The following is an 11828-nucleotide window of genomic DNA, read 5'->3' as shown; positions in this document are numbered from 1 at the left end:
GGCGTTGAAACCGGCGTAGAAGCCGGTCCAGGTGAACACCGGCACCGGCACGAACACCGGGGGAGCCGCGCGGCGCGGAAGGTCGGCGGCCGAAGCGACGGCAGTCAGGCCGGCGAGCACGGTGGAGGCGAGAAGCAGTCTTTTCATTGGTTTACCTGGTCCTGGTTGGCGAGAGCCGGCGCGCTTGTAGTCCCTGGCCGACGCGAGGTCTGTCGCTTTCCTGCAACAAGGCCACCTATTAGGCCCCCAGATGTCAAAGAAGGGTAAAGGTTAGCGATCGGTCATCCTGACCTTTGCGCGGGGGTGCCATCACGCACATCCACGAGAAACAGGTGATCTCCGGTTTGTGCAAGGCGTGTTGAAATCAAGGCGCGGCTGAACACTTTGTTGAGATGTGCGGGGCCGGCAGAATTCTGCCGAGCGCTGGTGTGTCTCGGCGTTTTCTTGCCTGTCGGATCCCTGCCTGTCGGATCCCTGCCTGTCGGATCCCTGCCTATTGGATTCTCGCCTGTCAGATCCTCCCCTCTCGGGCGAGGGGGGCGCCGCCGTGGGGGCGAGCCCTGCGCGGACACCGGTGCGCAAGCCTAGCCCGTCGCTCTCGTGCACGAGGATCCGGGAGGCGTTGTCCCGCCCGAACCGCCGAGCCGACGCGCGGCGTGGATGCCTTGCGCCGCAAGCGACATGGGCCTGCAGAACCGACGCAGGGGCTTTCCCTGCGCCCTGCCCTGCAAGGAATCATCGCCGCGTGGCGGAGAGGCCGTCAGTCGCCCGCCAACAGGGCCGTGAGCGCCGGCGACAGGCCGAGGCTCGCGAGGGGCGGAGCCTCGGCCTGTCGCCCGGCCCTTGCCCCGGCCGCGGCGGCCAGGACGGCGCGGGTCCCGGCCTCCACCGAGCAGAGCACCGGCGCCGGGACGGCGGGTTGGATCCGTGCGGCGAGGCCGGCCAGGGCCGCACCGCCGAGGATCACGGCCTCGGCGCCGTCCTCCCGGACGCAGGCGGTGCAGGCCGCCGCCAGGAGGCCGAGGGCCGCCTCCGGGTCGGCGGCGATCTCGCCCCCCGTGGGCGCGACGGTGCGCACGCCGGTGAGGCGCTCGCCGAGGCCCAGGCCGGCCACGAACTCCGTCAGCATCGGTCCCCACAGGACGCCGCCCGTGACGATGGCGAAGCGCCGCCCGCCCGCCTGCGCGGCCCGGCAGGCGGCCTCCGCCATCCCGACCACGGGCACCGGGGAGACCTCGCGCAGGGCGGCGAGGCCAGGATCACCGAAGCAGGCGAGGTAGACCGCATCGCAGCCGGCCCCGTGCGCGGCGAAGGCGTCGAGGGCGGCGTGCCCGGCGATCGCCGCCGCCGCGCGGCTGGCGATGTAGCGGGCCCCGAATCGCCCGGTGGCGGGCACCAGGGTGACGCCGGCCCCGGCGATCGCCCGGACATGGCCGGCCACGAGGTCGGTGACCGACGCGGTAGTGTTCGGGTTGATGAGGAGGATGCGCAAGGGGGTCCGGACCTCGTTCAGGGTGGGGATGGTGCAGGCCTGAGCAAGGGCCCGAGCAAGAGCTCGGCCAGGGGGGACGCCGGACCACGGGCCTGCGGATAAGCCGTCCTGCTTGGGCCCCCCTCGATTGACAAGGCCGTGCAAGGCCCTAAGTGTCCCCGCAACGCGTGTGCGCGGCGGGTCGAGTGTCGAAGCCGCCCCTGATGCCAGCCGTCGCCGTGTCGATGTCCTCCGCGCCGGTTGGTCCATTCCCGCGCGCAACGGTTCTCATAGAATATGTCTTTTGCCGACCTCGGATTGAGCGACAAAGTCCTCCAGGCCGTCACGGCGGCCGGTTATTCCGAGCCCACGCCGATCCAGGCCCAGGCCATCCCCCACGTGCTCGCGCGCCGCGACGTCCTCGGCATCGCCCAGACCGGCACCGGCAAGACGGCGGCCTTCACGCTGCCGATGCTGACCCTGCTGGAGAACGGCCGTGCCCGGGCGCGCATGCCGCGCACCCTGATCCTGGAGCCGACCCGCGAGCTCGCCGCCCAGGTGGTGGAGAATTTCGACCGCTACGGCATCAACCACAAGCTCAACGTCGCCCTCATCATCGGCGGCGTCTCCTTCGCGGAGCAGGACGCCAAGTTGATGCGCGGCACCGACGTGCTGATCGCGACGCCGGGCCGGCTCCTCGACCATTTCGAGCGCGGCAAGCTGCTGCTCACCGGCGTGGAGCTCCTCGTCATCGACGAGGCCGACCGCATGCTCGACATGGGGTTCATTCCCGACATCGAGCGCATCGTGAAGATGGTGCCCTTCACGCGCCAGACCCTGTTCTTCTCCGCCACCATGCCGCCGGAGATCGAGCGGCTGGCGGACATGTTCCTGCACACCCCGCAGCGGATCGAGGTGGCCCGGCCCGCCTCCACCGCCTCGACCATCGTGCAGAAGCTCGTGGCCACGAGTTCCGAGGGGCACGAGAAGCGCGACCTCCTGCGCCGCCTCATCCGGGGCGAGGCCGAGCTGAACAACGGCATCATCTTCTGCAACCGCAAGCGCGACGTGGCGCTGCTGCAGAAGTCGCTTGCCAGCCACGGCTTCAACGTGGCCGCCCTGCACGGCGACATGGACCAGCGCGCCCGCACCATCGCCCTCGACGCCTTCCGCTCGGGCGAGGTCCCGCTCCTGGTGGCGAGCGACGTGGCGGCCCGCGGCCTCGACATCCCGGCCGTGAGCCACGTCTTCAACTTCGACGTGCCGCATCACCCGGAAGACTACGTGCACCGGATCGGCCGAACCGGCCGCGCCGGTCGCGCCGGGCACGCCTTCACCCTGGTGAGCCGGTCCGACGAGCGCTCGCTCCACGCCATCGAGGCGCTGATCGGCCAGCCGATCCCCTGGGCCGAGGGCGACCTCGCCTCGGTGCCTGAATCCGCCCCCTCCGCGGAGGGCGAGGCGACCCGCACGCGCTACCGCGGCAAGACCGGCCGGCAGGTCCGCGGCGGCGAGGCTCGCCGATCCGAAGGGCGCAAGTCCGAGGCCCGGAATCCCGAGGGCCGGAATCCCGAGGGGCGCGCCGCATCGGCCGGCCGCTCGGAGCCGAGGGCCGAGAGCGCCCGATCCGATGCCAGGCCCGAGGCCGGCGATCGGCCCGAGGCGTCCGTCGAGGAGCGCGCCCCCAAGCGGGAGGGACGCCGGGACGGACGGGGCGGGCGGTCGTCCCGCCGGGGTTCGTCCGAGCGTGCGGCCCCGGAGGCGGAGGTCGCGCAAGACCTTGCCGCCCCCGCGGCCCCGGCCCCGCAGCGGGCGCCCCGTCCCGAGCGCACGGCCGAGCGGTCCGAGCGGTCCCGCGACGAGCGTCGTTCGCCGCGGCGGCGCGGCGACGAAGACGAGGGCGAGACACCCGTCGGTCTCGGCTCGCATGTGCCGGCCTTTCTGCTGCGTCCGGCCGTGGTCAAATCTTCGAAGTAACGTGACACCGCCAGTCGTTCATCCTGTCGAACCTTAACCGCATCTCCACCATCGCGTCCGCATGATGCGATCCTGCGGAAACGCTCCGCTCCGGGATCGGGCCGGGTGGATGGGACGGTTGGACGAACGATGGGCGGCAGTCAGGGCGACCGCGAACGGAGCTTTGCGCTGGCCGAGCGTGCCAATGCGCTGATCCGCGATTACGGTCCGTCGGCGGAACCGCGCGCCTACGCCGTCTGGTACGCCTACGTCTCGGGCACGCAGCCGCAGATGAACGACGCGGTGAAGCGCCTCACGGCCGCATCGGGGCGCCTGAGCCACGCGGACATCGACGGCCTCTACGAAAGCTATCTCGATCCCTCGCGCCTCTCGACCGCCACCGAGCGGGCGAGCAGCAGCGTCCTGTCGGAGATCGCGGGCGTGATGGAGGTGCTGGACCTCTCCCTCGGCTCCACGGCGCAGTACGACGCGTCGTTGCGGACCCTGGCGCGAGACCTCGACGGGACGGTCCCGACGGCGGCCGGGGTGCACAAGGTGGTGGCCGCCCTCGTGGCGACGACGCGGGAGGTCACGGCCAACAACCGCACCCTGGAGGCGCGGATGCGCGAGAGCCGGCGCGAGATCGAGACCCTGCGCGAGACCCTGGAGGCGACGCGCCTGGAGAGCCTCACCGATCCGCTCACCGGCCTGTCGAACCGCAAGCACTTCGAGGACAGCCTGTGCCGGCTGGTCCAGGGGGCCTCCCCGGCCGCCCCGGCCTGCCTGATCGTCATCGACGTCGATTCGTTCAAGCGCTTCAACGACGTCTACGGCCACATCACGGGCGACCAGGTGCTGCGCCTCGTGGCCATGGTGATGCGCGAGCCCGTGAAGGCCCGCGCGGTCCTCGCCCGCTTCGGCGGCGAGGAATTCGCCATGCTGCTGCCTGCCACGAACCGGGCGGCGGCCTACGCCCTCGCCGAGACGGTGCGGACCAGCGTGATGGCGCGCGAACTGGTGAAGCGGTCCACCGGGGAGTCGCTTGGCAAGATCACGATCTCCCTCGGCGTGGCGATGCACCGCCCGGGCGACACCGCGGTGTCGCTGCTCGAGCGGGCCGACCAGTGCATGTTCAGGGCCAAGCGCGACGGGCGCAACCGGACGGTCGACGACGCCGACATGGACCTGTCGCGCGTCGCGGACCTGTCGAGCGTCGCCTGATCCTGCGTCCGGCCCGGCGCCTCAGGCGCCGGCGTGGACCGCCTCGGGGTTCACCGGGGTGATCGCCACGGACTCGCCGCAGCCGCAGGCCGAGGTCTGGTTCGGGTTGTTGAACACGAACTGGGACGAGAGCTTGCTGGTCTGGAAGTCCATCTGCGTCCCGAGCAGGAACAGCAGCGCCTTCGGATCGACGAAGACGGTAACGCCGCGATCCTCGATTTTGTCCTCGCCGGGCTTCTGCCCCTCGGCATATTCCATCGTGTAGGACATGCCGGCGCAGCCGCCGTTCTTCACGCCGACCCGGACGCCCGCGATGGGCTGGTCCGCATCGGCGATGATCGCCTTGATGCGGGCTGCCGCCGCGTCGGTCAGCGACAGGACCTTGAACTTCGATGCCATGATGTCTCTCCGACGGCCGGGTTCAAGGCCCGGGCGGGTGAGGGTGCTTGAACCCGGTTAAGATAAGGATTGCGGAGCCTGCGGTCCATGGCCGACGGAAGCCGACCTGAACCGCGTTATCCTCGGCGAGGGCCAATGGAGGCTTTCATGGCACGAAGGGCGCGGCGCGCGATGAGCGTCGAGGCGTTTGTCGCCTGGCAGCAGCGCCAGGATCGTCTCCACGAACTCGTCGAGGGCGTGCCGGTACCCCCTCTTGTGAAGATGATGACGGGGGCCAGCGCCCAGCAGGACCGGGACACCGTCAACATCATCGCCGCCCATCATGGCCAGCTGCGCGCAACGGGATCGCGACCCTGCGCCGTCCGGACGTCACCGTGGAATGCGGAGCCCTGATCCTGGACAGCCACGAGAGTCGGACGCCGCGCCTCGTCGAGAAAGTGTTGTCGCCCTCGACGAGCACCCTCGATCGCTTCCGGAAGCTGGAAGAATACAAGCGACATCCGACGATCGCCTATATCCAGCTCGGGGAAACACGCTGGCCCAGCGCCACGCTCTATCGGCGCGATGGAGAAACCTGGGATACGCAGGCTTTCGAGACCATGGACGCGGAGGTCGGTCTGCCCGCCATCGGTGCGACCCTGTCGTTGGTCGACATCTACGACGGCGTGACCTTCGTCGGGCTGCGCGAGGCCCCCGTCGCCTGACGATCCGCTACCACATGTCCAGCGCGACGCGGGCCTCGTCGGACATCCGGCTCTGATCCCACGGCGGATCGAACACCATCGTGACGCTGCAGGACTGGACCCCCGGCACGGAGGCCACGGCGGTCTCGACCCAGCCCGGCATCTCGCCGGCCACGGGGCAGCCCGGCGCGGTCAGGGTCATGTCGATGGCGACCTTTCGGTCGTCGGCGATGTCGACCTTGTAGATCAGTCCGAGCTCGTAGATGTCGGCCGGGATCTCCGGATCGTAGACGCTCTTCAGGGCGACCACGATGTCGTCGGTCAGGCGGTCGAGCTCCTCGGGCGGGATCGCCGAGTCGCTCGCGATGGTGGGGGTGTTGGCCCCCCCGGTGATGGCTGAATCGCTCATGGGTCTCTGTCCTGGTCTCGCGATGGCGCGGAGTGGCCGGGCCCCGCTCGAAAATCGTTCAGGCGAACATCATCTCGGCCTTGGCCAGCGCCTCGGCCAGGGCGTCCACCTCCTGCGTGGTGTTATACAGGCCGAAGGAGGCGCGGCAGCTGGAGGTGGCGCCGAAGCGGGTGAGCAGCGGCATCGCGCAATGCGTCCCCGCCCGGATCGCGACGCCGTAGCGATCGATCACGGTGGCGATGTCGTGGGCGTGCGCGCCCTTCATCTCGAAGGCGATGACGCCGCCCTTGCCCTTCGCCGTGCCGATCATCCGCAGGGAATTCATGGCGCCCAGGCGCTCCTGCGCGTAGGCGAGCAGGGACGCCTCGTGGGCGGCGATCCGGTCGCGCCCGACGCCCATCATGAACTCCAGCGCGGCCCCGAGGCCGACCGCCTCGATGATGGCGGGCGTGCCCGCTTCGAAGCGGTGGGGCGGATCGTTGTAGGTGATGCTGTCCTGGCTCACCGTCCGGATCATCTCGCCGCCGCCCTGGTAGGGGGGAAGCCGCTCCAGCCATTCCTTCTTGCCGTAGAGCACGCCGATGCCGGTGGGACCGTAGACCTTGTGGCCGGTGAAGACGAAGAAGTCGCAATCCAGCGCCTTCACGTCGATCGGCGTGTGCACCGCGCTCTGGGCCCCGTCGAGGAGTACGGGAACGCCGTGCGCATGGGCGATGCGCACGATCTCGGCCGCCGGCGTCACCGTGCCGAGGACGTTCGACATGTGGGTGATCGCCACCATCCGGGTGCGTGGCGTGAAGAGTTTTTCGTACTCCTCGACGAGGAAGTTGCCCGCGTCGTCCACCGGGGCCCACTTGATCACCGCGCCACGCCGTTCGCGCAGGAAGTGCCAGGGCACGATGTTGGAGTGGTGCTCCATGATCGACAGGATGATCTCGTCGCCCTCCCCGATCTGGCCGAGCAGGCCCATCGACGAGGCCACGAGGTTGTAGGCCTCGGTGGCGTTGCGGGTGAAGATGACCTCGTCGGTGGAGTCGGCGTTCAGGAACTGCCGGGTGGTCTCGCGCGCGCCCTCGAAGCCCTCCGTGGCGGCGTTCGCCATGAAGTGCAGCCCGCGATGGACGTTGGCGTACCCCGTCTCCATGCAGGCCACCATCGCGTCGATGACCGCGCGCGGCTTCTGCGCGGAGGCCGCATTGTCGAGATAGACCAGCGGCCGGCCATAGACCTTCTCGCCGAGTATCGGGAACTGGGCCCGGATCGCTTCGACGTCGTAGGGCTGGAGATTGGCGGGCTGGGTGAGGACGGGTGCGTTCATGCCTGGACCTGTTTCGTGTCCGACCCTCCCCCCTCTGCGGGGGAGGGTGCCTCGCGGAGCGAGGCGGGAGAGGGGCAGCGCTGCCGCCCGATCACGTGTTCCACCGTGTCGATCACGACGCTGAGATGACTGACAACCAAGTCGTTCGGGAAACGAAGAACTTGAAAGCCTTGGTGGTCGAGCCAAGCATCGCGCCTGGCGTCACGTGCCTGCCGGAATTTCGTTTCGTGCGGCTCACCGTCGAGTTCGACGATCAGCCGTGCCGACGGACAGAGGAAATCAACGATGTAGGGCGCGATTGGCACCTGCCGCTTGAATTTATGGCCGTTGAGACGACCACTTCGAACTTGCTCCCAGAACAGGGCCTCAGCCCTGGTCATCAGGCGCCTCTGCTCCCGAGCAAAGGCGCGCAGACGGGGTGAGACCTCATTCAGCTTTGGCGGTCTGTCCATCGATCTACCCTCGTTCTTCCCTTTGCGGGAGAAGATGGCCCGCGGAGCGGGTCGGATGAGGGGAGCGGCCTATCCAGAGCCGTCGCCCCCTCTCCCGCCTGCTCCGCAGGCACCCTCCCCCGCAGAGGGGGGAGGGTTTTGTCAGCCCCGCGCCGCGAGCCACGCCTCGATGGTGCCGATCAGCGCCTCGCGGGCGCCGTCGTGGCTGACCGACTCGATGGCTGCGCCCAGGAAGGCCTGGACCAGCAGGCTCTCGGCCTGGGCCTTCGGCAGCCCGCGCTGCATCAGGTAGAACAGCAGGTCCTCGTCGAGGGCGCCGCAGGTGGCGCCGTGGCCGCAGGCGACGTCGTCGGCGAAGATCTCCAGCTCGGGCTTGTTCATCATCTGCCCCTCGTCGGACAGGATGAGGCAGGCCGACATCATCTTGCCGTCGGTCTGCTGAGCCGCCTGCTGGACGATGATCTTGCCTTGGAACACGCCCGTGGCCGCATCATCCACCACGGTCTTGAACAGCTCGCGGCTCACGCCGCCGGTGGCGGCATGATCGGCCAGGAAGGTGGTGTCGGCGAGCTGCCGGCCATTCAGCATGGCCGCCCCGTTCACCACCGCGCGGCCGTCGGCTCCGGCGAAGTTCAGGTAGACCTGGTGACGCGAGAGTACGCCGCCGACGACCACGTTGACGGTCTCGACCGCCGACGCGGCGCCGAGCTTGACCGACAAGGTCGACAGGGCCACGGCCTCGCGGCCTTCCGCGTTCAGGCGGGCGTGCCGGAAGGTGGCGTTGTCGGCCACCGTCACGTCGAGGGCATCGTTGGGCTGGTAGGCGACGCCGTCCGGCCCCTCATGGCTCTCCAGGACCAGCGCCTCCGCGCCCTCCCCCAGCACCACGAGCGTGCGGGTGGCGGTCGAGAACGTCTCCGATCCGGTGGCGATGAAGCGCAGGTGCAGCGGGGTCTCGACCTTGGCGCCGGGCTCCACGGCGATCAGCACGCCATCGGCCAGGAAGGCCGTGTTGAGCTGATAGATCGGATTCTCGGACGCCTGGCGCACCGGCGCCAGCTTCTCGAGGAGGGCGTGCCCGTCGGTGAGCGCCTGGGTCAGCGGCGTGACCGTGATGCCGGCCGGGATGCGGCCGAGGTCGGACAGATCCGCGATCATGTGGCCGTTGACGAAGGTGAGGCGCACCGCCTCGATCCCGGCGAAACCCTTCGCATCGGCGACGGCGCGCGCAGCGACCTCGGCCGCCGGCATCTCCGCCGGGTGCGCGGCATCGCGAAAGGCCGAGCGCAGGTCGGTGTACTTGAAGGCCTCGACCCGGCGGGTCGGCAGGCCCACCGCCTCGAAGTAGCGGAACGCCTCCTCGCGGGCGATCGAGACGCCCGTCGGGTACTTCATCCTGGTGGCTTCGAAGAGCTTGGACAGCCCGGTCTCGGCCGCGGTGCGGAGGGGGGTGATGTCGGCCATGGTCAGGCGGCCTCGCCCGTGCGGTACTCGGCGTAGCCGGAGGCTTCGAGGGCCTTGGCGAGGTCCTTGTCGCCCGACTTCACGATCTGGCCCTGCGACATGACGTGGACCACGTCCGGCACGATGTAGTCGAGCAGGCGCTGGTAGTGGGTGATGACGAGGAACGAGCGACCCTGGGCGCGCAGCGCGTTGACGCCCTCGGAGACGATGCGGAGCGCATCGATGTCCAGCCCGGAATCGGTCTCGTCGAGGACGCAGAACTTCGGCTCCAGGAGCGCCATCTGCAGGATCTCCATGCGCTTCTTCTCGCCGCCGGAGAACCCGACGTTGAGGGCGCGCTTGAGCATGTCCTTGTTGATCTCGAGCTTCTCGGCCGCCCCGTTCACCCGGCGGATGAAGTCGGGGGTCGAGAGCTCGCCCTCGCCCCGCGCCCGGCGCTGGGCGTTCAGGGTCGCCTTGAGGAACGTCATGGTGCCGACGCCCGGGATCTCCAGCGGGTACTGGAAGGCCAGGAACACGCCCGAGGCGGCGCGCTCGTCGGGGCTCATCTCGAGGATGTTGACACCGTCGAGCAGGATCTCGCCGTCGAGGACTTCATAATCTTCCTTGCCCGCGATGACGTAGGACAGGGTCGACTTGCCCGAGCCGTTCGGGCCCATGATGGCGGCGACCTCGCCGTCGTTCACGGTGAGGTTGAGGCCGTTGAGGATCTGCTTGTCCTCGATGGCGACCACGAGATTCTTGATTTCGATCATTGCAGCATAGTCCGTTCTAGGTTGAATACCCGGCGCGGAACCGAAACGGTCCCTGGCGTCGGAAAGCTCTGATGTGCGGCTGCCGGCCCGGACGGCAGGGCGCCGGGCGTTCCGGTCCCCCCATGGGGAACCAGAGCGCCGGCGCCGCGTCGCGACGGCTCGCGGCGTCCCTTGTCCTCAGCCCACCGAGCCTTCGAGGCTGATCGAGATCAGCTTCTGGGCCTCGACGGCGAACTCCATCGGCAACTGCTGCAGCACGTCGCGGACGAAGCCGTTGACGATGAGCGCGGTCGCCTCCTCGTTGGAGAGGCCGCGCTGCTGGCAGTAGAACATCTGGTCTTCCGAGATCTTCGAGGTGGTGGCCTCGTGCTCGAACTGCGCGGAGGAATTCTTCGACTCGATGTATGGCACGGTGTGTGCGCCGCACTGGTCGCCGATCAGGAGCGAGTCGCAGTTGGTGAAGTTGCGCGCGCCCGTCGCCTTGCGGTGCGCCGAGACGAGGCCCCGATAGGTGTTCTGCGAACGCCCGGCCGAGATGCCCTTCGAGATGATCCGGCTGGTGGTGTTCTTGCCCAGATGGATCATCTTGGTGCCGGAATCGACCTGCTGCATGCCGTTCGACACCGCGATCGAGTAGAACTCGCCGCGGGAATTGTCGCCGCGCAGGATGCAGGACGGGTACTTCCAGGTGATCGCCGAGCCGGTCTCGACCTGCGTCCAGGAGATCTTCGAGTTGGCGCCGCGGCAATCGCCGCGCTTGGTGACGAAGTTGTAGATGCCACCCTTGCCCTCGTTGTCGCCCGGGTACCAGTTCTGGACGGTCGAGTACTTGATCTCGGCATCATCGAGGGCGATGAGCTCGACCACGGCGGCGTGGAGCTGGTTGTCGTCGCGCTTCGGGGCGGTGCAGCCCTCCAGGTACGAGACGTAGGAGCCCTTGTCGGCGATGATCAGCGTGCGCTCGAACTGGCCGGTATCGCGCTCGTTGATGCGGAAATAGGTCGACAGCTCCATCGGGCAGCGCACGCCCGGCGGGATGTAGACGAACGAGCCGTCGGAGAAGACCGCCGAGTTCAGGGTCGCGAAGAAGTTGTCGGTCACGGGCACGACCGAGCCGAGATAATTGCGCACCAGGTCCGGGTACTCGCGGATCGCCTCCGAGATCGGCATGAAGATCACACCGGCCTTGGACAGCTCGGCCTTGAAGGTGGTGGCCACCGAGACCGAATCGAACACGGCGTCGACCGCGACCCGGCGCTCGGGGGCGATGCCCTCCAGCACCTCGACCTCGCGCAGCGGGATGCCCAGCTTCTCGTAGGTCTTCAGGATCTCCGGGTCGATCTCGTCGAGCGACATCGCCGCCGGGCGCTTGGGCGCCGCGTAGTAGTAGATGTCCTTGTAGTCCACCTTGTCATAGGACACCCGGGCCCAATCGGGCTCCTGCATGGTCTGCCAGCGCTTGTAGGCGTCGAGGCGCCAGTCCAGCATCCACGCGGGCTCGTCCTTCTTGGCCGAGATGAAGCGGATCACGTCCTCGGAGATGCCCTTGGCGGACTTCTCCATCTCAATCGTGGTCTCGAACCCGTACTTGTACTGGTCGAGGTCGATCGAGCGGACCCGGTCGATGGTTTCCTGCACTGCAGGCATTACACGTCTCCTGACATGCCCGGCGTCAAGGGCCGGGTGTGGGTCGGATGGCT

12 protein-coding genes are annotated in these 11828 nt (G+C 68.6%); 4 read left to right on the top strand and 8 right to left on the bottom strand.

The window, feature by feature from the left end; all coding sequences use genetic code 11:
- Positions 1-760: 760 nt before the first annotated feature.
- Complete coding sequence (locus ASF20_RS19000) at positions 761-1492, bottom strand: aspartate/glutamate racemase family protein (protein ID WP_056276920.1); 732 nt, start codon at positions 1490-1492, stop codon at positions 761-763.
- 276 nt (positions 1493-1768) lie between these two features.
- Between ASF20_RS19000 and ASF20_RS18995 the strand changes: the two genes are divergently transcribed.
- Together ASF20_RS18995 and ASF20_RS18990 are read left to right on the top strand one after the other, a co-directional pair.
- A complete protein-coding gene (locus tag ASF20_RS18995) occupies positions 1769-3448 on the top strand; it encodes a DEAD/DEAH box helicase (RefSeq protein ID WP_056276917.1) in 1680 nt (559 codons plus the stop codon).
- Positions 3449-3577: 129 nt separating this feature from the next.
- Entirely contained in the window at positions 3578-4648 is a 1071-nt protein-coding gene (locus ASF20_RS18990) for a GGDEF domain-containing protein (protein ID WP_056276914.1), read from the top strand.
- A 21-nt stretch (positions 4649-4669) separates the two neighbouring features.
- On the opposite strand, the gene ASF20_RS18985 is transcribed toward ASF20_RS18990, so the two are convergent.
- Positions 4670-5047 (bottom strand): iron-sulfur cluster assembly accessory protein, encoded by a 378-nt coding sequence (locus ASF20_RS18985; RefSeq protein ID WP_056276911.1) that lies wholly within the window; start codon positions 5045-5047, stop codon positions 4670-4672.
- Positions 5048-5194: 147 nt separating this feature from the next.
- On the opposite strand from ASF20_RS18985, the gene ASF20_RS25100 reads away from it, so the two are divergent.
- Both ASF20_RS25100 and ASF20_RS25095 read left to right on the top strand, forming a co-directional pair.
- Entirely contained in the window at positions 5195-5440 is a 246-nt protein-coding gene (locus ASF20_RS25100; protein ID WP_244476494.1) for a hypothetical protein, read from the top strand.
- Positions 5422-5751: a Uma2 family endonuclease gene (locus ASF20_RS25095; protein WP_244476493.1), complete on the top strand. Its 330-nt coding sequence runs from the start codon at positions 5422-5424 to the stop codon at positions 5749-5751. The genes ASF20_RS25100 and ASF20_RS25095 overlap by 19 nt, the downstream gene beginning before the upstream one ends.
- A 7-nt stretch (positions 5752-5758) precedes the next feature.
- On the opposite strand, the gene ASF20_RS18975 is transcribed toward ASF20_RS25095, so the two are convergent.
- From ASF20_RS18975 to sufB, 6 genes are all read right to left on the bottom strand, one after another.
- Positions 5759-6139 (bottom strand): SUF system Fe-S cluster assembly protein, encoded by a 381-nt coding sequence (locus ASF20_RS18975; RefSeq protein ID WP_056276907.1) that lies wholly within the window; start codon positions 6137-6139, stop codon positions 5759-5761.
- A gap of 58 nt (positions 6140-6197) precedes the next feature.
- Positions 6198-7457: a cysteine desulfurase gene (locus ASF20_RS18970; RefSeq protein ID WP_056276904.1), complete on the bottom strand. Its 1260-nt coding sequence runs from the start codon at positions 7455-7457 to the stop codon at positions 6198-6200.
- The gene (locus tag ASF20_RS23610) at positions 7454-7909 is read right to left on the bottom strand and encodes a DUF559 domain-containing protein (RefSeq protein ID WP_082501450.1); all 456 of its coding nucleotides are present in this window, start codon (positions 7907-7909) and stop codon (positions 7454-7456) included. Before ASF20_RS23610 ends, ASF20_RS18970 begins: the two co-directional genes overlap by 4 nt.
- Positions 7910-8050: 141 nt before the next feature.
- A complete protein-coding gene (gene sufD / locus ASF20_RS18960) occupies positions 8051-9373 on the bottom strand; it encodes a Fe-S cluster assembly protein SufD (RefSeq protein ID WP_056276898.1) in 1323 nt (440 codons plus the stop codon).
- Positions 9374-9375: 2 nt separating this feature from the next.
- Complete coding sequence (gene sufC / locus ASF20_RS18955; protein ID WP_056217730.1) at positions 9376-10128, bottom strand: Fe-S cluster assembly ATPase SufC; 753 nt, start codon at positions 10126-10128, stop codon at positions 9376-9378.
- Between the two features lie 177 nt (positions 10129-10305).
- Positions 10306-11775: a Fe-S cluster assembly protein SufB gene (gene sufB, locus ASF20_RS18950; RefSeq protein ID WP_056276893.1), complete on the bottom strand. Its 1470-nt coding sequence runs from the start codon at positions 11773-11775 to the stop codon at positions 10306-10308.
- Positions 11776-11828: the final 53 nt, after the last annotated feature.

Source organism: Methylobacterium sp. Leaf88, assembly GCF_001422795.1.
Lineage (GTDB): Bacteria > Pseudomonadota > Alphaproteobacteria > Rhizobiales > Beijerinckiaceae > Methylobacterium.
Note: the sequence above shows the minus strand (reverse complement) of the source record. Positions and strands in the feature narration are given on the sequence as shown.